This is a genomic window from Chryseobacterium angstadtii (genome assembly GCF_001045465.1).
GTDB classification, from domain to species: domain Bacteria; phylum Bacteroidota; class Bacteroidia; order Flavobacteriales; family Weeksellaceae; genus Chryseobacterium; species Chryseobacterium angstadtii.
In genome coordinates, this window is record NZ_LFND01000001.1 from 990546 (window position 1) to 1011270 (window position 20725).

At 38.8% G+C, this 20725-nt stretch carries 22 protein-coding genes; 18 read left to right on the plus strand and 4 right to left on the minus strand.

Going from position 1 to position 20725, the window contains the following annotated elements; all coding sequences use genetic code 11:
* The first annotated feature begins 66 nt into the window (after positions 1-66).
* From miaB to ACM46_RS04430, 7 genes are read left to right on the plus strand one after another with little or no spacing between them, the layout of a single operon-like run.
* Entirely contained in the window at positions 67-1503 is a 1437-nt protein-coding gene (miaB, locus tag ACM46_RS04400; protein WP_048505360.1) for a tRNA (N6-isopentenyl adenosine(37)-C2)-methylthiotransferase MiaB, read from the plus strand.
* Positions 1504-2025 (plus strand): hypothetical protein, encoded by a 522-nt coding sequence (locus tag ACM46_RS04405; protein ID WP_048505361.1) that lies wholly within the window; start codon positions 1504-1506, stop codon positions 2023-2025.
* Positions 1997-2794, plus strand: coding sequence for a tetratricopeptide repeat protein (locus tag ACM46_RS04410; protein ID WP_048505362.1), 798 nt, complete (start codon positions 1997-1999; stop codon positions 2792-2794). Before ACM46_RS04405 ends, ACM46_RS04410 begins: the two co-directional genes overlap by 29 nt.
* Before the next feature lie 33 nt (positions 2795-2827).
* On the plus strand, positions 2828-4114 hold the full coding sequence (locus tag ACM46_RS04415; RefSeq protein WP_048505363.1) for a sigma-54 interaction domain-containing protein: 1287 nt from the start codon (positions 2828-2830) through the stop codon (positions 4112-4114).
* Between the two features lie 8 nt (positions 4115-4122).
* Positions 4123-4824, plus strand: a complete 702-nt coding sequence (locus tag ACM46_RS04420; RefSeq protein ID WP_048505364.1) for a DUF4013 domain-containing protein — start codon at positions 4123-4125, stop codon at positions 4822-4824.
* The gene (gene lptE, locus ACM46_RS04425; protein ID WP_048505365.1) at positions 4821-5342 is read left to right on the plus strand and encodes an LPS assembly lipoprotein LptE; all 522 of its coding nucleotides are present in this window, start codon (positions 4821-4823) and stop codon (positions 5340-5342) included. Before ACM46_RS04420 ends, lptE begins: the two co-directional genes overlap by 4 nt.
* Before the next feature lies 1 nt (position 5343).
* Entirely contained in the window at positions 5344-7356 is a 2013-nt protein-coding gene (locus ACM46_RS04430; protein ID WP_048505366.1) for a hypothetical protein, read from the plus strand.
* A gap of 53 nt (positions 7357-7409) precedes the next feature.
* On the opposite strand, the gene ACM46_RS04435 is transcribed toward ACM46_RS04430, so the two are convergent.
* From ACM46_RS04435 to ACM46_RS04450, 4 genes are all read right to left on the minus strand, one after another.
* The gene (locus ACM46_RS04435) at positions 7410-8018 is read right to left on the minus strand and encodes a DUF4126 domain-containing protein (RefSeq protein WP_048505367.1); all 609 of its coding nucleotides are present in this window, start codon (positions 8016-8018) and stop codon (positions 7410-7412) included.
* Between the two features lie 309 nt (positions 8019-8327).
* The gene (gene rnpA, locus ACM46_RS04440; protein WP_048505368.1) at positions 8328-8702 is read right to left on the minus strand and encodes a ribonuclease P protein component; all 375 of its coding nucleotides are present in this window, start codon (positions 8700-8702) and stop codon (positions 8328-8330) included.
* Positions 8702-9427, minus strand: a complete 726-nt coding sequence (locus ACM46_RS04445; RefSeq protein WP_048505369.1) for a tRNA threonylcarbamoyladenosine dehydratase — start codon at positions 9425-9427, stop codon at positions 8702-8704. Before ACM46_RS04445 ends, rnpA begins: the two co-directional genes overlap by 1 nt.
* A complete protein-coding gene (locus ACM46_RS04450) occupies positions 9420-10046 on the minus strand; it encodes a TatD family hydrolase (protein WP_048505370.1) in 627 nt (208 codons plus the stop codon). The genes ACM46_RS04445 and ACM46_RS04450 overlap by 8 nt, the downstream gene beginning before the upstream one ends.
* A 99-nt stretch (positions 10047-10145) precedes the next feature.
* Between ACM46_RS04450 and ACM46_RS04455 the strand changes: the two genes are divergently transcribed.
* The 11 genes from ACM46_RS04455 (at position 10146) to ACM46_RS04505 (ending at position 20709) form a co-directional block, all read left to right on the plus strand.
* On the plus strand, positions 10146-10775 hold the full coding sequence (locus tag ACM46_RS04455; RefSeq protein WP_034726870.1) for a TetR/AcrR family transcriptional regulator: 630 nt from the start codon (positions 10146-10148) through the stop codon (positions 10773-10775).
* Between the two features lie 103 nt (positions 10776-10878).
* Complete coding sequence (locus ACM46_RS04460) at positions 10879-11874, plus strand: outer membrane protein assembly factor BamD (RefSeq protein ID WP_048505371.1); 996 nt, start codon at positions 10879-10881, stop codon at positions 11872-11874.
* A 41-nt stretch (positions 11875-11915) separates the two neighbouring features.
* Complete coding sequence (locus tag ACM46_RS04465) at positions 11916-12239, plus strand: DNA-directed RNA polymerase subunit omega (protein WP_048505372.1); 324 nt, start codon at positions 11916-11918, stop codon at positions 12237-12239.
* Between the two features lie 122 nt (positions 12240-12361).
* A complete protein-coding gene (gene coaBC / locus ACM46_RS04470) occupies positions 12362-13567 on the plus strand; it encodes a bifunctional phosphopantothenoylcysteine decarboxylase/phosphopantothenate--cysteine ligase CoaBC (protein ID WP_048505373.1) in 1206 nt (401 codons plus the stop codon).
* A gap of 36 nt (positions 13568-13603) precedes the next feature.
* A complete protein-coding gene (porD, locus tag ACM46_RS04475) occupies positions 13604-14506 on the plus strand; it encodes a type IX secretion system protein PorD (RefSeq protein ID WP_048505374.1) in 903 nt (300 codons plus the stop codon).
* 78 nt (positions 14507-14584) lie between these two features.
* The gene (locus ACM46_RS04480; protein ID WP_048505375.1) at positions 14585-16234 is read left to right on the plus strand and encodes a DNA repair protein RecN; all 1650 of its coding nucleotides are present in this window, start codon (positions 14585-14587) and stop codon (positions 16232-16234) included.
* A 50-nt stretch (positions 16235-16284) separates the two neighbouring features.
* Positions 16285-17751: a DUF5687 family protein gene (locus tag ACM46_RS04485; protein WP_048505376.1), complete on the plus strand. Its 1467-nt coding sequence runs from the start codon at positions 16285-16287 to the stop codon at positions 17749-17751.
* Between the two features lie 3 nt (positions 17752-17754).
* The gene (locus ACM46_RS04490) at positions 17755-18474 is read left to right on the plus strand and encodes an ABC transporter ATP-binding protein (RefSeq protein WP_048505377.1); all 720 of its coding nucleotides are present in this window, start codon (positions 17755-17757) and stop codon (positions 18472-18474) included.
* 20 nt (positions 18475-18494) lie between these two features.
* A complete protein-coding gene (locus ACM46_RS04495; RefSeq protein ID WP_048505378.1) occupies positions 18495-19430 on the plus strand; it encodes a Dyp-type peroxidase in 936 nt (311 codons plus the stop codon).
* A 123-nt stretch (positions 19431-19553) separates the two neighbouring features.
* Complete coding sequence (locus ACM46_RS04500; RefSeq protein ID WP_048505379.1) at positions 19554-20120, plus strand: RNA polymerase sigma factor; 567 nt, start codon at positions 19554-19556, stop codon at positions 20118-20120.
* A complete protein-coding gene (locus ACM46_RS04505) occupies positions 20101-20709 on the plus strand; it encodes a hypothetical protein (RefSeq protein ID WP_048505380.1) in 609 nt (202 codons plus the stop codon). Before ACM46_RS04500 ends, ACM46_RS04505 begins: the two co-directional genes overlap by 20 nt.
* The last annotated feature ends 16 nt before the right edge of the window (positions 20710-20725 follow it).

A 20725-nucleotide genomic window follows, 5' to 3' on the forward strand; every position in this document is an offset into this window, starting at 1 on the left:
TGTTCAGACGTTAAATTCAGGAAATAAAATCCCGAACATGGAGTTCTGAACCTCAAATTGATTACTGTGCAGGAAAAATATATAGACGAAACAAAACAGGGAGAAGCTTTTGCCATCGCTGAAAGACCTGAAAATTCTAAAAAACTTTTTTTAGAAAGCTATGGCTGTCAGATGAACTTTTCTGATTCTGAAATTGTTGCATCTATCCTTAATGATCAGGGATACAATACCACCCTGAAAGTAGAAGAAGCAGACCTTATCCTTTTAAATACCTGTTCCATCCGTGAAAAGGCAGAGCAAACCGTAAGAATGCGTCTTGCCCAGTTCAAAAGGCTGAAGAAGGAAAAGCCAAGCATGACGGTCGGAGTGCTGGGATGTATGGCGGAACGTTTGAAAACCAAATTTTTGGAAGAAGAACAGCTGGTAGATCTTGTAGTAGGCCCCGATGCCTATAGAGATCTTCCCAACCTTCTGCAGGAAACCGAAGACGGAAGAGATGCCATCAATGTAATTCTTTCAAAAGAAGAGACCTATGCAGATATCAACCCGGTCCGTTTAGGCGGAAATGGGGTTACAGCTTTTGTAACCATTACCAGAGGTTGTGATAATATGTGTACATTCTGTGTAGTTCCATTTACAAGAGGAAGAGAAAGAAGCCGTGACCCGCATTCCATCATTGAAGAATGTAAGTCGCTTATGGACAACGGGTACAAGGAGATTACCCTTCTGGGCCAGAATGTAGACTCTTACTTATGGTACGGAGGAGGTCCTAAAAAAGACTTCGTTAAAGCTTCTGAAATGCAGAAAGCAACAGCCGTGAACTTTGCACAGCTCCTTGATTTGGTGGCGAAGGCTGTTCCGGAAATGAGAATCAGATTCTCTACCTCCAATCCTCAGGACATGAGCCTGGAGGTATTCAAAATGATTGCAAAACACGACAATATCTGCAAATATGTTCACCTTCCCGTACAAAGCGGAAGCAACAATATGCTTCTGGCGATGAACAGACAACATACCCGCGAAGAATATCTGGATTTAATTAAAAAAGCGAAGGAAATTGTTCCTGATATTGCTTTTTCTCAGGATATGATCATTGGTTTCTGCAATGAAACGGATCAGGATCATGAGGATACTTTAAGCCTGATGAAAGAAGTGGAATACGACTACGGATACATGTTCGCTTATTCCGAAAGACCGGGAACTCCTGCCCATAAGAAAATGGAAGACAATATTCCGGCTGATGTAAAACAGAAACGTCTTGCTGAGGTTATTGCCCTTCAGGGAGAGCTTTCCAGAAAAAGGATGCAATCTTATGTAGGAAGAAACCACCAGGTACTGATAGAAGGAACATCAAAAAAGAACAAAAAGCAGTGGAAAGGAAGAAATTCCCAGAATGCCGTATGTGTATTTGATGTGCTGGAAGGGCAGAAAATAGGTGACATTGTGGATGTTTTTGTTTATGACAACACGCAGGGCACACTTTTGGGGAGAACTGCGGAATAATTGAAAGTTTTGATAAGAGGAGCCTGTTTACTTGCCTTGCTTTCTTTTGTGCTGATGTCTTGTCAGACAGAGAAAAACGCCGGTAAATACCCTGTAACAGTCGGAGATATTGAATTCGATGAAAAACTGGATGATCCTGCATTTAAAAAATGTAATCCGGAGAAACTGATGAGTTTTCAGTATTACCAGGGATCAAAAGGATTTGATTACAAAGGGGAGAAAAGTGCGATCTTAGAAAAACTGGAAAAAGAAAAAATATCTTCCGAAAATAAAGTAAACGGTTATATTACCGTAAGATTTTTAGTAAATTGTGAAGGAAAAACAGGGCTGTTCAGAGTTCAGCAGATGAATGCGGAACTTAAAGAGGCTGTTTTGGATAAAGAACTGGAAAACAGATTGCTGCGGTTTGCAAAATCGCTGGACGGCTGGATTCCGAAAGAGATAAAAGGTTTCAAAGTAGGCTATTATCAATATTTAACCTATAAAATTGAAAATGGAAAAGTTTCAGAGGTATTACCTTAGCTTTTTGTTGCTTATCGTTTACACCAATACTATTGCACAGGTCAACTGTAATGCAGTAGAGGGTGAGAACTGCAAAAAAGCCTGCGAGTTATACAACTGGGCTTCAGACAGACAGGGCAGCCACGAATCTCAGGAAGCGTTTGACAAAGCCATTGGCCTCTGCCCCGATTTCTCGAACTCCTATATGGAAAAAGCCGTTCCATATCTTAAAAATGGAGACTTCGTAACCTGGAAAATTCTTATTGACAAAGCGGTAACTGCGGATCCTAAAATGCATTTGGGTTACAGAGGCTGGTGCAAATTCCAGTTTCTGAGGGATTACAGCGGCGCAGTCCGGGATTTAGAAGAATTAAAAAAATACTATCCCGAAGATCTTGGGAGATCCTTAAACGGAGATTATCATTTGGATGTGGTGAAAGCCATGTCCTACAGTGCTTTAGGTCAGAAAGAAAAAGCAGCCGCCATTATTGAAAAAGCTCTTGCTACAAAAGGCTATTTTAAAGGGATGTATGACCACTACCAGCTGGGAGTAACCTATTTCGAGCTGGGCAGATACGACAAAGCCTCAGAAAATTTTGAAAAACAGAGCAAAGAATATGACTTTGCGGAGAATATATATTTTAAAAGTAAAGTTTCTAAAATCAGAAACAAAGATTATTTGGATTTAAAGATGCTGGCATTAAGGACTTATGATGAAGGAAAGACCATGAAAGATGTCTACACCCATCACTTTAACAAAGTCTACAGGAATCAGATTGAAGCACTGTAGATTATTATTAGATCAATAATCAAAAATTTACTTATGAGCAACGACTTACAAAACATAAAAAACCGCTTTGGCATCATCGGAAACTTTCCTGCACTGAACAGGGCTCTGGAAAAAGCCATCCAGGTGGCACCTACAGATATCTCTGTACTCGTGATCGGGGAAAGTGGTGTGGGAAAAGAATTTATCCCGAAAATCATCCATTCAGAATCAAAAAGAAAACATCAGCCCTATATTGTGGTGAACTGCGGAGCGATTCCGGAAGGAACCATAGATTCCGAACTGTTTGGTCACGAAAAAGGAGCATTTACAGGAGCTACAGCGACCAGAAAAGGATATTTTGAAGTAGCGGATGGCGGAACCATTTTCCTTGATGAGGTAGGAGAACTTCCCCTGCAGACCCAGGTTCGTCTTTTGAGAGTATTGGAAAGCGGTGAATTTATGAAAGTAGGGTCTTCACAGGTTCAGAAAACCAATGTAAGAATTGTAGCGGCTACCAACGTGAATATGATGAAAGCGATTCATGACGGCCGTTTCCGTGAAGATTTATACTACCGTCTGAATACGGTTCAGATAGATATGCCTCCTTTAAGAGAAAGAAAAGGAGATATTCACTTACTGTTCAGAAAGTTTTCCATAGATTTTGCAGAAAAATACAGAATGCCGGAACTGGAGCTGGATCCAAGTGCAGTGCATTACATTGAAAATTATACCTTTCCGGGAAATGTACGTCAGCTGAGAAATCTGGTGGAACAAATGACCGTAGTGGAAAGAAACCGCGAGATCACCGTAGAAAAACTCGCAGAATATATTCCTATGGAAACCCATCTTCCAATGGTGGTAAACAACCAGACAGGAAATAAACAGAGTGATTTCGGAAGTGAAAGAGAAATTATGTATAAAATCCTCTTTGACATGAGAAGTGATATCAACGATTTAAAATCATTGACCTCGGAACTCATTAAAAACAGAGGAACCGCAGATCTCAGCAATCAGGAGAAAAATCTGATCAACAGAATCTATTCTGCGGAACAGGCCCAGCCCGTAGCTCAAAATTCACTGCTCTATTTTGAAGACCAGTCTCCGGTGGTACAGAATGCACCTACCATCATTTCAAATGCGGATGATAGCTATGAAGATATAGAAGATATCGAAATAGAAGAAAACAGACCGGAATCCTTATCCCTTCAGAATAATGAAAAGGATTTGATTATTAAAGCTTTAGAAAAGCATAAAGGAAGGAGAAACAGAGCCGCAGATGAGCTTGGAATTTCACAGAGAACCCTATACAGAAAAATAAAACAATATAACCTGGAAGACTAAAAAACACCATGAATAATTTAGAAATACAAAAGATAAAAGATTACGATTTCAATATCGGGAAATACCTTTCCCAGGGAACTGAGCTTTTCAAAAAAGACATCGGAGGCTTCATTGTAGCCACGCTGCTTCTGTTTGTGATGAGTTTTATTCCTTTTTGTAGCATTCTTGGACTTGGAAATTTCTATAAAATATGTAAAAAAGTAGATGAGGGTGAACAGGTTTCAGCAGGAGATATTTTCGACTTTACAGATTTTGTGGTGTATCTGAAATTGTTTCTGCTTATTTTCGCCATATGTATCGTTCTGATGATTCCAGTACAAATTTCACTTATTCCCCTGATTTTGGCTGCGGGAAATGAAGACGGGAATATGTCAGATACCGGGACTGCTTTATTTGCAGGCGGAATGGGACTTTGGATGATACTGCTATTTGTATTGCTTACCGTTCTTTCCATATCCATGTATTTCGTACAGCCTTTGATTTCGCTGCACAGAATGACCAGTGTAACGGAAGCTTTCAAACTTTCCTGGAAAATAGCCAGAAAAAACTTTTTTAAAATCTTATTATTCTCTATTGTGGTAGGATTTATTTCTCAACTCGGAATAATAGTATGCGGAATAGGAGTGCTGTTTTCAATACCTTTAGGCATCTGCATGAAGTATGCAGCCTATAAAGATACTTTAGGATCTATAAATCAAAAAATGGTATGAGTAAATTAAAAATAATATTCGGGTTTGTCATTCTTTCGCTGTTTCATCAGTGTTATTCCTTTACGGGATCATCACTCACGGATGAAAAGACCGTTCAGATCAATGAATTTCCGAACAATGCAGCGCTTGTGAATCCAACCCTTTCCCAGCAGTTTTCTACAGATATTCAGAACAGGTTTTTACAGAGAACTACATTAAAAGGGACAAAATCAAATCCTGATATTTTGATTGAAGGGGAAATTTCCGACTATGGTTTTTCACCTACTACAATCAGCTCCAATACAACCACAAACCCTTCGGGAGGTGTAGTACAGCAGGCTCAGAGCAAACTGACCATTTCTGTGAAAGTACATTATGAAAACAAAGTACATCCGGATTCCAGCTTTGACAGAACCTATACAGATGAAGCTGTTTTCAACAGTAACCTGACCCAAAGTGAGATCGAAGCTTCCCAAGTGAAGCTTGTGACAGACAGAATTATTAACAAGATATTTAACGATATTGTAGCCAATTGGTAAGATGAATCCCAGAGTTTTAGAATTATTAAAGAACCCCAAAAATATTCAGTCAGACGACCTCGGTCTTTTGAAAGAAGAAATTCATGCCTTTCCTTATGTTCAGAACATCAGGGCACTTCATTTGTTTGGGGTACACCTTTATGATAAAGAAAACTATCAGAAAGAACTCTCTACAACGGCGGCATATACCACAGATAAAAAACTCCTTTATCAGCTGATCAACGGGAAGATACAGCGCGAACCTAAGCCTGTTGCAGAAGAGAAAAAGCCTTCTAAACCGGCCGAAAAAGAAGTAAAACAATCTTCCTACACCCATAAAGCCTTCCCGATAAAAAGAGAAGAGTCTTCAGAAAAGCAGAAGGATAAATATGAAGAGGCAGCATGCATGATACCGCCTGCCCAGGAAATCAAGCCAGTGTATGTAAACGGGGAAAGAAACAGAATTTTATTTGAAGGAGAAGAAAACTTCCTGGATGAAACAAATTCTGAAGTAATAGACCTTGAATCTACCCTGGAATCCGGAGTACTGGTAACCCAGAAAACAGAGACCGTTACAGAAGAACCTAAAGAAGAAATCATACACGAAGCTGAAACAGCTAACGATCTTTCCGAAGATTCCGAAGCTGGTGCAGCATTCACTCCTGAATTGATTGTTGATGAAAATATCGACAGCCAGACAGAGAAAGAAGAGATCAATAAAGAAGAAGACCTAAGTTTCCATGAAGTGGAACCTATTATTCCGGAAGTAGAAGTTGTTGAAGAAAAGGAACAGGAGGAAACATTGAAGGATGAAGCCGTTTCTGATCAGGAAATAATCAATGAAGATGGAAGTGATGCTGAGGAGCCGGATGCGGAAATCAGTTTCCACGGAATGGATGAATTTCTTCCGGATGTTAAGATTCAGAGTAATACTGATGATGAAGTTGTAGCTCCGGATGTCTCTAAACCGAATGTGAATAAACATGAGGAAGAAATGAGACGCCTGATTGAAGAGGTGGAGAAGAAGATGAAAGAAGCGCAGTCAGCTCCTAAGATTGAAGATGAGGAGCCTGAAGCAGCCGATCACGAGATCAGCTTTGCAGAAACGCAGAACTTCCACTTCTGGTCCACGGAAAAAGAAGAACCAAAAGCCGAAGAATCCATCCCTGTAAAAGAAGAAGAGACAACCAGTCAGACCATTCAGCAGGAAGAACCTGTAAAGATTGAAGAAAAAGAGGAAGAACAGGAAACGGCTTCAGAAGAGATTTCCGCATGGAAACCAATGAGTCTGGAATCTAATCTTCCGGATTCTATGATCAGCAAGGAAAATGCAGCTCCGGTACCGCAAAAAGAAGCTCCGAAACAGGAAGAAGCTCCTGTTGCAGAAGAAAAAGCTCCTCCGGTTGTACAGGAATCTGAAAAAGAAGCTGAAACAGCCGCAGAAGATCATCCTGTTATTGAAGAAACGGTTGTCATTGCTGAAGAAAAAAATAAAGAAATGAATGCTTCAAACGAAACGGCCGAAATACATGCAGCCAAAGAAGAAGCACCTGTCATGAATGTTTCTTTCTTCGGTTCAGATATCTCAAGTTTGTCTGTAGAAAGAGAAGAGAAAGAAAAAGCAGCTCAGGAACCTGTACAGGAAATAAAATCGGAAAGCATTCCTCAGGCGAAGGCAGATAGCAATGTACCCGGATTTATCAATACATGGCAGAGCTGGCTTAAAATAGACAGGCCCGCAGAAATAGTTCCTGAAAAGGAGAAAACTGAAATTAAAGAAAAAGCAATTGAGACTTTCATCGAAAATAATCCGAGAATAAGCCAGTTGAAAGAAGAAAGCACGTATGTAGTCAAAGAGAAGAATGATGATATTTCACATCTTATGACAGAAACCCTTGCCAATCTTTATTTTGAACAGAAACTCTACACGAAAGCCATTAAAGCATTCGAAACTCTGATTAAGAAAACCCCGGAGAAAAAAGAGTATTTCCAATCTAAAATTCAGGAAATAAAAGACTTCAGAAGCAAAAACTAAACGGGTAAAAATAAAATAAAAAGGCTGAACATTTGCGTTCAGCCTTTCGTTTTTTATTCAGTAGGGGAAGCATTCTTGTTCCCACGGAGTTTACGCCATGCTTTCCGCCCGAAAACAATTACAAGGATAATCAGAACCACAGCGCAGATAGCTGCAATAACAGGAGCTGCCATAGCGAGGATGGACATAATTCCGGCTCCTGCCGTTTCAGTAGTCCCTACCACAGAATTTCCGAGGCCGCCCGTTGTCGCGGTAGAAGCTGCCCGGATTCCTGCAAAGCCAGAGCTGATCGTAGCTGCAGTGCCACCTCCTGCAATCAGTGCAAGTGCCCACTGCGGAAAAGTTCCCAGGTCGGCAAACTGGCTGGCAAATAAAACGGATCCTGCTACAGTAGCCAAAGGGACAGAAATCGTATCCAGCAGGTGATCTACAAAAGGGATGTAATAGGTTAAAATTTCAGCAATAGTGGCAATACCTGTCGTAATAAGTGCCGGAAGCCCTGAAAGCCATTCAAAATGTTCATTCATGGGGATCCAGTTAAAATAAGAAGCCAGGCTTACGGCAAACATAGGCAGGAAAACCCTGAAGCCTGTAGCGGCTGCCAGACCGATGCCGATAAAGGCACTCAGTACATAAGAGAAATAGGGAATATGATCTAACATTTTAATTTTCAGATTTATTGTTTTCCCTAAAATTACAAAAACTATGCAAGATTTTGTAAAAAATTACCGCTCTTATCCAAACGGAGTCTTTTTTATAATATCACACATTTTAAAACCGGAAGTAAGAAGGTGTTGAGATCGGGAACAGGGTGGAAAAAATAATCCTTGTCAAGGCTCTGAACCTTGACAAGGATATTAGTATAAATTCTTGCAGCGCCACGTATCCACAATCATCTGCGAAAATCCGTGTCAATCCGTGGTTAAAAATCCACTATTGTTACACTGCTACACTGCTTTATTGTTACATTATTAGGGTCTTTTCTGCATCTGGCAAAGCTTAATAAACTGGTCTTCTACCTCCTGAAACTTAGCAGGAATTTCAGATGAAACCCAGAACATCATGGCCAGTGTTTTTTCTCCGAAAGCATCCTTGAATAAATCTTTGTTCAGGCGGTAGCATTCCCTCAGAAGCCTTTTTACGCGGTTTCTGTGTACTGCCTTCTTGAAATATCTTTTAGAAACAGAAACTCCGAATTTGTGATGCTCCACCGGAAGATTCGGTTTGTCTTTCAGAATAATGATTCTCAGATTTCCACAACTCCTCCATTTACCTTTGTCAAAAAGTAAAGCAATCTCAGTGTTTTTCTTGAGTTTTTCTTCTCTGGAGTAGGTAAAATTCTGCATTAATCCTGTTTCACTAAATAATTAATCACTTCAGCTGCCGCATACAATCCGAAAATAGCGGGAATATAGCTGATGGTGCCGTAGAAAGATCTTTTGTAGTTCGCTCCATCTGTCATTTTAAGGCTTTCCTCCTGTTGAAGTTCATTAGAGAAAACACATCTGAAGCCTTTATTGATCTTTTCTTTTTTAAGTCTTTTTCTGATCTGTCTGGCAAGGAAACAGTTCTGTGTTTTGCTGATATCTCTTACCATAACCTTACTCGGATCGGTTTTTCCGCCGGCTCCCATAGAGCTTACGAGTTTTATTTTTCTTCGTTTTGCCGCTCTGATTAGAAACAGTTTAGGTGTAACACTGTCTATGCAGTCCAGAATGTAATCAAACTTATCCGCATCCAGAACTTCCTCCATTCTTTCAGGATTAAGAAATTCATTGATTTTGATCAGATTGATTTTTGGATTGATGTCCAGAAGTCTTTCCGCGACTACTTCTACCTTGTGTTTTCCTACGGTGGAATGCAATGCAGGAAGCTGCCTGTTGATATTGGTGATATCTACCGTATCTCCGTCTACAATAGTCATATTTCCTACACCCGCTCTGGCTAAAAACTCTGCAGCGAAAGAACCTACGCCTCCTAAACCTATTACCAGAACCTTTGCTTTATTAAGCTTTTCCAGTCCTTCTTCTTTTATCAGGAGCTCCGTTCTCTCCAGCCAGTACTTATCCATTCCTTATCGTATCTAAATTTTCTAAAATCTGTTCGTTCAGTTCTCCCAGGGAAATTCCTTTTATTTCAGCAACTTTTAAGTACAATTCTTCAATATTAAAAGATTCATTATCAGTCTCTAAAAAGATTCTGTTTAAGGGAGCATTCCTTACAATTTCCTGCAAAGATAATTGATACAAAACCGCTTTTCCAAAACTCAAATAAAAATTATTTTTCAGAAGGTCTTCCGCGATGCGCTGCTTTTTATTAAAACCATGAATGATAATGGCCTGTTCAGCTTTCTTTTTAAACGAAATCACCTCATAAAATTTTCTTACGCAGTGAACAATTATAGGTTTTTGGATTTCGTTGGAAATCATGATCTGTCTTAAAAAAAACTGTTCCTGGATTTTCTGAGGAACCGGAACCATAGAATCAAGCCCGCATTCTCCGATTGCCATACATTTTTCTGAAATATGAGACTCCAGCCAGCTGAACTGCTCTTCCTTAGAACCCACGAGGATATCTTTCGGATGTATACCAATAGAATAAGGCGATTCCGGTGGAACCGTTCCAAAATCTATATTGTAAATTCCAAACAGACTGTTCTTCTTATGATGGTGAAAATCAAAAAAATCCATTAACAAAAGTACGATTATCCAGAAAATTAATTTAAAATTATTAAACGAACGTTTATAAATGTGTTAAAAATTTCTTAACTTTACTCAAAGTGCACATTCATGAGAAAAAAATTTACAGAAAAACAGATCCATATATTGGATATTGCTGAGGAGCTTATAGCCAAAAAAGGATACGAGGGAACTTCTGTAAGAGATATCTGTTCCAAGGCCAATATCAATGTGGCCATGATTTCCTATTACTTCGGTTCCAAAGAAAAAATGATGTCTTACCTCTATCAGTACCGGGTTCTGAAAACCAGAGAGAACTTTTCAGAGTTTGCAGATACCATTAAAGATGGCAAGCCGGAAATGCAGCTGAGAGAAATCATCAAATATATTGTTTCCCAACTTTTCAAATACAACTATTTCCACGGGTTTGTTACCCAGGAACTCAGACATACAGAGAACCTAAAAGATGAGCTGCTGGACTTCTATCAGCTGTTTGTAAAGAAACTGGACGATGTTATTAAAAAAGGGGTGGCTTCAGGCGTATTTACCTTTACACCGAAACCGGAGGATATCCTTACCATGATTATCGGTTCCACATTATTTGTCATCAGAAATAAAAATTTCTATGAGCTCTATGTACCCAGCAAAAATGAGGAAGCATACACCAAAGAAGCAGAGAAAAAAGTAAGAATGAATCTTTTACTCAGTGTTTTTGCTATTTTGGGATACGCTGCAGACTAAATTTACGTTAAATATTCATAAAAAAAAATCTATTGGCAAAAAAGTTATATTTTTGCAAATTAGTAAATCGGCTGTATAATCCGAAAACTGTTGAACTTTTTATATGAAAAAATATATTTTAGGTCTTTTTGCCGTAGCAGTTATTTCCTCATGCGTAAGCCAGCAGGAAAAAGCAATGAAGAGTGCTGACAAGAATTTTATCTTAAAGGCAGCTAATGAAAATTTTGCCAAAAAGAAATGGAAAAATGCATTGGCTCTTTATGACAGGCTTACCAACCTTGTGGCAGGAACAGATGATTTTCCAAACGTAGGGTTTAACACAGCTTATGCCAATTACTATGACAAAAGTTATAAACTGGCGGGACATCAGTTTAAAAACTTTGCCGTAAACTTCTCTAAGGACCCGAGAGCTGAAGAAGCTGCATACATGTCCGCACTATGCTACTACGAAGGTTCTATGGATTATAACCTGGATCAGTCTACCACAGAAACCGCGATCAATGAACTTCAGGATTTCCTGACCAATTATCCGAATTCTGAAAGATCTAAAAATATTGGTCAGCTGGTTGATGAACTGTCCTATAAATTAGAATTTAAAGCCTATGAAAATGCAAGGCAGTATTTCAAAATGGGTGAATATAAAGCAGCCAACGTAGCTTTGGAAAATGTATTGGAAGATTTTCCGGGAACAAAACTTCGTCCGAAGATCTATGATTTTATCATGAAATCCCGTTACGAATTAGCGACAAAATCTATCTATGACCTTAAAGACGAGCGCCTTGAAAGCGCTTTATCTTATACAAAAATGGTAGAAAAAGAGTTTCCTAATACAGAATACGCGAAAACAGCAGCAGATCTTAAAGGAAAACTGGAAAAAGAAAAGCAGAACTTTGTTGTTGTTAAAAAACAGACAGAAGCAAGAATCGCATTGCTAACCGCAAAGCAAAAAAAGCAGGTTGAAAAGATGGAGGCGCAAAATAAAACGGATCAGCAGGTCAAAGATCAGATCAGCAATGAAAAGAAAGCAATGCAGATGCAGAGGGATAGTGCAGCGCTTCAGACCCCTCCTCCGGCAGCCACTTTCAAAATTCAAAGATAATTCGTAAATTTGCCATCTTAAAATAAAATAATTTTCTCAAAATGAGTGTAAAAGATACAAAAGCAGAAGTAAATACTATTACTTACGATAAAGACAAGATTGAAGATAAAGTAGGTTCAATCTATGAAGCTATTGTTATCATGGGAAAGAGAGCAGAGCAGGTAAATGCGGAGATCCGTACGGAACTTCACAATAAACTGGATGAATTTGCTGTGCACAATTCCACATTGGAAGAAGTTTTCGAAAACAGAGAACAGATTGAAATTTCTAAACATTACGAAAAACTTCCGAAGCCTACTTCTATTGCTATTGAAGAATGGCTGAATGAAGATATTTATTTCAGAAAGACAGAAGACAGAAAATAATTATTTGTGTTTTTTATATATGAGGGTCATAAAGGAAATCAGTTCTTTTATGACCTTTGTCTGTTTGTGTCCGTCTTTGTGCGAAAAAATAAGTAATTTAGTGTTTCAAAAATTAAAACTAAATGAGTGTTTCCGGTAAAAAGATACTTATCGCTGTTTCAGGAGGAATTGCGGCTTATAAAATTCATTTCCTGATCCGGGATTTTGTAAAAAAAGGAGCCGAGGTACAGGTCATTATGACGCCTGATACAGAGCAGTTTGTTACCAAATTAAGCCTGTCAACCCTTTCAAAAAAACCGGTCTATTCAGAATTCTATGGTGATAATGGTACCTGGAACAGCCATGTAGAGCTTGCCTTGTGGGCAGATGTAATGATTGTAGCTCCATGTACGGCAAATACCTTAGCTAAAATGACTCACGGGATGTGTGACAATCTCGTTATAGCCACCTATATGTCCGCCAAATGTCCGGTATTTATTGCTCCGGCAATGGATCTTGATATGTATGCGCATCCTTCCACCAAACAAAACCTGGAAATGGCTGAAGATTACGGTCATTTTATCATTCCGGCAGAAAGCGGGGAACTGGCCAGCGGCTTGATAGGGCAGGGAAGAATGGCAGAGCCTGAAACGGTTTTTAGAGCTGTTGAAAACTTCTTTGGAAATATTAATCCTGTCAAAAGTCTTGAAGGAAAAACAGTACTGATCACAGCCGGACCTACTTATGAAGCCATTGATCCCGTAAGATTTATCGGGAATCATTCCTCAGGGAAAATGGGGTTCTCTCTGGCTGAAGAAGCTTCAAAAAGAGGCGCAAAAGTGATTCTCATTTCCGGACCGAGTACTCAGACAACCGACGATAAAAATATTGAACTTCATAAAGTAATCTCTGCCAAAGAAATGCTGAATAAAGTGTTTGAATTTTATGACCGTGTAGATATTGGAATTGCCAGTGCGGCAGTCGCAGATTATGCACCAAAAGAAGTCGCCAGAGAGAAAATCAAGAAGAATGATGATAATTTAACCATTGAACTGGTTAAAAATCCGGATATTCTTAAAACCATGGGCGAAAAGAAAACCCATCAGTTTCTGGTAGGTTTTGCCCTGGAAACCCAAAATGAAGAAGAAAATGCCAAAGGAAAACTGGAAAAGAAAAATCTGGATATGATCGTATTGAATTCCCTGCGTGATGAAGGAGCCGGGTTTAAAAATGATACCAATAAAATCAAGATATTTACCAAAACCGGAAAGAAAGAATTCGACCTTAAATCAAAAGATAAAGTAGCCGTTGATATTCTGAATTTTGTTGAGTCTCAACTTTTAAAATAATTTTAATAAATTTCCGTTCTCAATTTTTAATAGATAATGAAAAAAATCATAAGCCTATTCTTACTGCTTTTTATATACAATCTGAGTTTTTCCCAGGAACTGCTTGCTACCGTACAGATCAACTCCCAACAATTGGGAGGAAGTAACCAGCAGGCCTATAAAGCACTGGAGAAAAGCCTTAGAGACTTTATCAATAATACCAGTTGGACCGGAAAGAAACTGCAGAATTTTGAAAAGATCAAGTGTAATTTCGCTGTTGTAATTGCAGAAAGAGACGGAAACAGATTCAAAGGAAGCATTGTGATTCAGGCGGTGCGTCCGGTGTATAATACCAATTATGAATCACCGTTAATCAACCTTCAGGACCAGAGATTTGCATTCGAGTATGTGGAAAACGAAAACCTTGTATTTAATGAAAGACAGTTTTCGGGAAAAAACCTCATTGATGTAGTCAGTTTTTATGTATACGTGATTTTAGGCTACGATGCAGACAGCTTCCAGTCTATGGGCGGAACACCGTGGTTTTCAAAAGCGCAGCAGATTGCTCAGAATTCACAGAACAGAAATTATGAAGGATGGAATGTGATCAATGAACCAAGAAGCCGCACCATACTGATCAATGAGATCATCAATCCGAACTGGAGCCAATTGCGTTCTACCATATATACCTACCACAGAGCGGGACTGGATAATCTTTTTAACCAGGACCAAACGGCGGCCAAAAAAGTAATTTTTGATGCCCTGATGCAGCTGAAAATGTATGAAAACTCTTTCCAGCAATCCTATTTTTTCAACCTGTTTCTGGATAATAAAAGCGATGAGATCTTCAATGTTTTCAACTCCGGAAACAATGGCGGACTTGTCATGAACGATCTTAAACAGCTGATGATGATCCTGTCTCCAAAAAATTCGGAGAATAAATGGAATAAGTGGAAATAAATATCTGCTGCTTTCCGGTATTGAATACTTAAATCTAAATTCTATATTTGCATTACTTAAAGTAATCCGCTATTATCAATGCTTTCGAGAATCTATATTAAAAACTTTGCCCTGATTGATACTCTTGAAGTATCATTACATAATGGTTTACAGGTGATTACCGGAGAAACCGGAGCCGGAAAATCCATTATTTTAGGAGCTTTAAGGCTGATTCTTGGTGAGCGGGCAGAAACAAAATCCATTTCTAAATCTGAAGAAAAAAGCATTGTAGAAACCGAATTTGCTTTAAATAATCAGTTCAAAAAATTCTTTATTGAAAATGATCTGGACTACGAGCATCAGACCATTATCAGAAGAGAAATTCTCCCTTCAGGAAAATCAAGGGCGTTCATCAATGATGTGCCTGTAACCCTTGACGTTCTTAAAGAGCTCTCTTCAAAACTGATTGATATTCACTCACAGTTCGAAACTTCCAATCTTTTTACCTCAGAATATCAGTTTAAAATTATCGACGGGCTTTCTGAAAACAAAACAGGAATTGAAGAGTACCAGAATGAATTTTCAGATTTTCAAAGCTTAAAAATACAGCTTAAAAGACTCCAGACCGAGCTTTCTGAAAACAGAAAAGAAAGTGATTACAAAGAATTTCTTTTAAACGAACTGGAAGAGCTGAAACTGGATGATGTAGATTATGAAGATCTTCAGAACCAACTTTCTATTCAGGAAAATGCCGAAATGATCTCAGAAAATCTGGTGCAGATTCTTTCAAGATTCCATCAGGAAGAAGTGGGAATTCTGTCTTTCTTTCATGAGGCGAAAAATAAACTATCCAGAATATCAGAAGTTTCAAATCGTTTTTCTGAGCTTGATGAAAGGCTGGAGACTTCTTTTGTAGAGCTTAAAGACATCATTTCCGAACTTGAAAACGAGTCGGAAAAAATAGAGATCAACCCCGCAAACCTGGCGATCCTTGTTGATCTTAATAATAAAATAAATGCATTGTTTCTGAAGCATAATGTTTCTGATATCAACGAACTGAGACAGCTCAGAGATGAGCTGGCCGGAGAACAGAAAGGAGCTTCGGAGCTTGAAAACCAGATTGCTGAGATCCAGGACAGTATTTCCAAAAAAGAAAAAACACTTCAGACCCTTGCGGAAAAACTGTCGAAAAACAGAAAAAAATCGGTTCCCGTATTTATCAAAAAAGCAGAAGAGCTTCTTAAAAAACTAGGCCTTGAAAAAGCTAAAGTAGATATTGAACTGGCAGATACCGCAGAATTTAATGCCTTCGGTAAAGAAAATATACAGTTACTTTTCCAGGCCAATTCCGGTTTTCCTTTAAAACCTATTCAAACCGCTATTTCCGGAGGAGAAAGATCCAGGGTAATGCTTGCCGTAAAGAAAATTATTGCGGAAAGTGATGAGCTTCCTACTCTTATTCTCGATGAAATTGATACCGGAGTTTCAGGAAAAGTAGCCGAGGAAATTGGAAATCTGATGCGGGAAATGTCTGCAGATATGCAGCTCATCGTTATTTCCCATCTCGCGCAGGTGGCGGCAAAAGGAAACAACAATTACAAAGTAGTGAAACATGATGTTTCCGGCAAGACACAATCTACCATCATCCCTCTGAATGATGATGAAAAACTGAATGAAATCGCTCAGCTTCTTTCCGGAAGTAAAATTACCGAGGCTGCGCTGGCACAGGCCAAAGAACTAATTGGCTAAAAATCTGTAACATATTTTACATTACACTGACTAATGTAAAAAACTAACATATGTTTCTAAAGTTCCTCAGACTGGAAATCAAAAGCTTTTTCCGCGGTACTTCTGTAGGGATGAATCTTGCTATGAAGATTCTTCGTCTTATAGGAATTGTTTATTTTATGGCCTGTCTGGCAGGTGGCGCATTTGCTGCATTTTTTTATATACACAAGGAAATGCACCAGGATCCTTTAAAAGTAGTCTCGAAATTTTTAATCATTGCCTGGGCGTTGGATCTGATCCTCAAATACATCTGGCAGGAAATGCCTACACAAAACATCAAACCTTTTCTTACACAAAACATCCGGAAGAATACGCTTGTAAACTATATGCTGGCCAAAACCTTTCTTTCGGCATTAAGCTGGCTGAATTCTATATTTTTTATTACATTTTCGGCCATTGCCCTATTCAAAGGATACAGTATTGTAGGAGTTCTGGCTTGGCTGATCGGTGTTTCTTTACTGTTCTATCTGAACAATTTCATCAATATTCTGTTTAACGATAAAGAAACGGTTGCCATTATTATTGCCGGCATTTTTGCTGTGGTGGCCGGACTTGGCTATTATAACTGGATACCCGTTCTCTCTTACTCGGAAAAACTCTTTTACGGATTTTATGAAAGTCCTTATTTAATTATTATTCCCATTATCCTGTTTTTCGGATTATGGAAGTTCTGTTTTAACTATGTTCGCCATGAATTTTATCTCGATCAGGGGCTGGAAGCGAAGAAACAGATCGGGAAAACAGAAAATATTGCTTTCCTTAACAAATACGGGGTCATTGGAACATTTATCAATAATGACATTAAAATGCTGAGACGAAATAAAGTAACAAAAGGAATTCTGATCGGAAGCTTTTTTTTCCTTTTCTACGGCTTATTGATGTTCACATCACCGGTTTACAAAACCCCTGCTATGATGATGTTCATGGGCTTGTTTGTTACAGGCGGGTTTCAGTTTCTCTTCGGGCAGAGGGTTCCGGCTTTCGACAGCTCCTATTATCCTCTCATGATGACGCTGAATGTTCCGTACAAAGAATACCTGAAAGCCAAATGGTGGCTCATCAACATCGTAACGGCAGCTTCCATTGTGGTGGCTTTGTTCTACGTGTATTTCGGCTGGAATCTTTACATCACTTTTTTTGCAGCCGGGCTCTATAATATCGGGGTCAATTCTCAGTTTACACTTTGGTCAGGAGCTTTCAATAAGACTCAGATCGATCTTAATTCAAAAGAAAAGAGAATAGGCCAGAAAAACAGTTTCAATATTAAAGCAATTCTTCTTCTGATTCCTAAAATGCTTCTGCCGATGGGTGTTTTTGCCGTATCAAAATACTTCTTCGGAATGACGGCAGGAGTTGTAAGCATTGCCGTTTTGGGGCTTATAGGATTTCTGTTTAGAGAAAAAATATTCGACATCATCGTTAAACAATATAAAAGCGAAAAATACAGTACGCTGGACGCATTTAAAAACAAAGATTAAACTATGATTACCATTAATAATTTATCCAAAACATATGGAACGGCTACGGTTCTTAATATTGAGCATCTTGAAATTCCTAACGGAGAAACATTTGGCCTTGTAGGAAACAACGGAGCAGGAAAAACCACGCTTTTCAGCCTGATGCTCGACCTTATTCAGCCTACTACAGGTTTTGTAAGCATCGGCGATATAAAAGTGAATGAATCTGAAGCCTGGAAAAATAAAGTCTCTGCTTTCGTAGATGATACCTTTCTGATTGGCTATCTCACTCCGGAAGAATATTTTTACTTCATTGGGGAATTGCGAGGACAGAACAAAGCTTCCGTAGATGAGTTTTTGAAACCATTCCATGATCTTTTCAACGGGGAAATTCTAAACTCAGGAAAATACATCCGCGATTTATCAAAAGGAAACCAGAAAAAAGTAGGAATTGTAGGAGCCATGATCGGAAATCCGGAAATCATTATTTTAGATGAACCATTTGCCAATCTGGACCCTTCTACCCAGATCAAACTTAAAAATCTGATCAAAGAGCTTTCAAAACAGGACGGAGTTACTTTTCTCATCTCCAGTCACGACCTTTCCCATACCACAGAGGTCTGCAATAGAATTGTTGTGGTAAATAAAGGCGTGCTTGTAAAAGATATCAAGACCAATCCCGAAACATTGAGAGACCTTGAACAGTATTTTGCAGATCAGGTGTCCACATCTCCTGCCGTTTAATTCAAATCCGGAATATAATAATGAGCATAGAATCACAAAACGTAACAGACTATCCCAACAGCAACACCATTTTTATGGTGTGGAAACTGAATGACAGCCCACAGCTTAAAGATATCTTTCAGCAGCTTTGTGCTTTGGTGCTGAACCTTAATAATTCAGCTTTCAACAGATTTCCGGACAGCAGAGTGAGCTGCGTTATGGGAATTGGCTATGAAGCCTGGAAAAAGCTGGAACTTCCTGTACCACTGCCTAAAGAACTCGTTCATTTCGAAGAGATCAAAGGAACAAAACATACTGCCGTTTCTACACCGGGAGATCTTCATTTTCATCTGAGAGCGGATAATAAAAGCTTAATCTTTGATATGGCAGTAGAAATATCAAAACTATTGGGCTCCGTTGCGGAAAGTATCCTTGAAATTCATGGATTTAAATATTGGGATGCCCGCTCTATTCTCGGTTTTGTAGACGGAACCGAAAATCCGCATGGCGAAGACCGGGATTATTTTGCGAAAATAGGAGACGAAGATCCTCAGTACAAAGGCGGAAGCTATTTATTTGTACAAAAATACCTTCACGATATGAATGCCTGGAAAAGCCTTTCTATGGAAGAGCAGGAAAAAGTAATCGGAAGATCAAAAGAAAATGATATTGAAATGTCAGACGATGTAAAACCTGCCAATTCCCATATTGCTTTAGCCAATATTGAAGGCGAAAATGGCGAGGAACTTAAAATCGTAAGAGATAATATGCCTTTCGGGAGCCCGTCTTCCAATGAATTCGGTACTTATTTTATTGCCTATGCAAGTACATTCGGAACAACGAAAAAAATGCTGACGAATATGTTCATAGGAAATCCGCCGGGTAATTACGACCGGATTTTAGATTTCAGTACAGCAGTCACAGGAACTCTTTTCTTTGTTCCCACCAGAAATATGCTGGATGAATTCTCGGGATAACAGCTCATAGACAGGAATTATTTCTGTCTTTTTTTATAATCACTTATCTTTTTTAGAAAAAAAATATTTTTTTGTGTAACCTTTTTTAATGTTCGTTGTCTTTAAAGTAGAAACAGATTGATCATGAAACTTTTGTTCGGAAATAAAAAAGAAGATTTGCTAAGCCGCCTGAAAAAACAGGATCCGGCTGCTCAGAAAATTTTTTATGAGCAAAATGTCAGGAAATATCTGAGCATTGCCAAAAGTTATGTAAGCGACTTGTATCAGGCGGAAGACTGTGTCATCAAAGCTTTCTGTAAAATTTTCAAACATATTGAAAGCTTTCGGAATGAAGGAAATTTTGAAGGCTGGGCCAGGAGAATTGTAGTCAATGAATGTCTCAACTTCATAAAAAGCCATAAGACTGTTTTTTATATTGACGATATCAATCCTTCTTTCTTAGTAGAAGTTCATGAAGAAGAAGTAGCCTTTGATTTCAATGCCCAGGAGCTTTTAGATCAACTTCCGGATGCCTACAGAATGGTTTTCAACTTATATGTTTTGGAAGGCCTCTCGCATCAGGAAATTTCTGATACGCTGCAGATTTCCGTCTCGGTAAGCAAGACTCAGCTGTTTCGTGCGAAAGAAAAGTTAAGAACACTTTATCTTCAACAAAAAAAGACAATGAAAAATGAACACATTCAGAGATAATTTTGAAAACGGCATAAAAAAGCAGATTGAGGAAAGAGAGATCGCTCCTTCAAGGGATCTCTGGGCCGATATTGCATTGCAGACAAGAAACCGCTCCTCAAAATATAATGTGAACTGGATTCTGGCAGCAGCCTGCCTGGTTCTTGTATGCGGATTAGGATTTGTACTCTTTTTTAATACCGAAAAAGAGAATACCAAAGATATAGACATTGCCGTAGTAAAAAAAGAAACACCTCAGACAGAGACTTCTACGGATGTAAAGCAAGAAACAAACCCGGTTTTGACAGATCGAAAGCAGCATATTGCACAGGAAAATAGCAGCAAAGCAGCTGAGGTTTCTGCTCCCAAAGCTTTGACAGAAGAGATTCAGAAACTTTCCATTAAAGAAAAAGGACCTTTGATTGCACCCGTCATTCCCAAGATGAATGCAGAAAAAATCATGGCACAATCTATAGATTCATCAAAGAGTCCGGTGAAAAGCAAAAAATATGTAGATCCTTCCACACTGCTCTTTTCTGTAGAGCATAAAGATATGATTCAGAAAACAAAAGAAAGCAATGTGGCTTCTGTAGATCTGAACGAAAGATAATCCTTTTTTTAACAAT

Excerpts from the sequence above, each read along its gene's own strand:
- rnpA (WP_048505368.1), bottom strand. The coding sequence starts at position 8,702 with ATGCAGAATTTTACCTACTCCAGAGAAGAAAAACTCAAGAAAAACACT.
- ACM46_RS04490 (WP_048505377.1), top strand. The coding sequence starts at position 17,755 with ATGATTACCATTAATAATTTATCCAAAACATATGGAACGGCTACGGTT.
- ACM46_RS04430 (WP_048505366.1), top strand. The coding sequence starts at position 5,344 with ATGAATCCCAGAGTTTTAGAATTATTAAAGAACCCCAAAAATATTCAG.
- ACM46_RS04500 (WP_048505379.1), top strand. The coding sequence starts at position 19,554 with ATGAAACTTTTGTTCGGAAATAAAAAAGAAGATTTGCTAAGCCGCCTG.
- ACM46_RS04455 (WP_034726870.1), top strand. The coding sequence starts at position 10,146 with ATGAGAAAAAAATTTACAGAAAAACAGATCCATATATTGGATATTGCT.
- lptE (WP_048505365.1), top strand. The coding sequence starts at position 4,821 with ATGAGTAAATTAAAAATAATATTCGGGTTTGTCATTCTTTCGCTGTTT.
- coaBC (WP_048505373.1), top strand. The coding sequence starts at position 12,362 with ATGAGTGTTTCCGGTAAAAAGATACTTATCGCTGTTTCAGGAGGAATT.
- ACM46_RS04465 (WP_048505372.1), top strand. The coding sequence starts at position 11,916 with ATGAGTGTAAAAGATACAAAAGCAGAAGTAAATACTATTACTTACGAT.
- ACM46_RS04485 (WP_048505376.1), top strand. The coding sequence starts at position 16,285 with ATGTTTCTAAAGTTCCTCAGACTGGAAATCAAAAGCTTTTTCCGCGGT.
- ACM46_RS04480 (WP_048505375.1), top strand. The coding sequence starts at position 14,585 with ATGCTTTCGAGAATCTATATTAAAAACTTTGCCCTGATTGATACTCTT.
- ACM46_RS04460 (WP_048505371.1), top strand. The coding sequence starts at position 10,879 with ATGAAAAAATATATTTTAGGTCTTTTTGCCGTAGCAGTTATTTCCTCA.
- ACM46_RS04505 (WP_048505380.1), top strand. The coding sequence starts at position 20,101 with ATGAACACATTCAGAGATAATTTTGAAAACGGCATAAAAAAGCAGATT.
- porD (WP_048505374.1), top strand. The coding sequence starts at position 13,604 with ATGAAAAAAATCATAAGCCTATTCTTACTGCTTTTTATATACAATCTG.
- ACM46_RS04450 (WP_048505370.1), bottom strand. The coding sequence starts at position 10,046 with ATGGATTTTTTTGATTTTCACCATCATAAGAAGAACAGTCTGTTTGGA.
- ACM46_RS04495 (WP_048505378.1), top strand. The coding sequence starts at position 18,495 with ATGAGCATAGAATCACAAAACGTAACAGACTATCCCAACAGCAACACC.
- ACM46_RS04435 (WP_048505367.1), bottom strand. The coding sequence starts at position 8,018 with ATGTTAGATCATATTCCCTATTTCTCTTATGTACTGAGTGCCTTTATC.
- ACM46_RS04410 (WP_048505362.1), top strand. The coding sequence starts at position 1,997 with ATGGAAAAGTTTCAGAGGTATTACCTTAGCTTTTTGTTGCTTATCGTT.
- ACM46_RS04445 (WP_048505369.1), bottom strand. The coding sequence starts at position 9,427 with ATGGATAAGTACTGGCTGGAGAGAACGGAGCTCCTGATAAAAGAAGAA.
- ACM46_RS04420 (WP_048505364.1), top strand. The coding sequence starts at position 4,123 with ATGAATAATTTAGAAATACAAAAGATAAAAGATTACGATTTCAATATC.
- ACM46_RS04415 (WP_048505363.1), top strand. The coding sequence starts at position 2,828 with ATGAGCAACGACTTACAAAACATAAAAAACCGCTTTGGCATCATCGGA.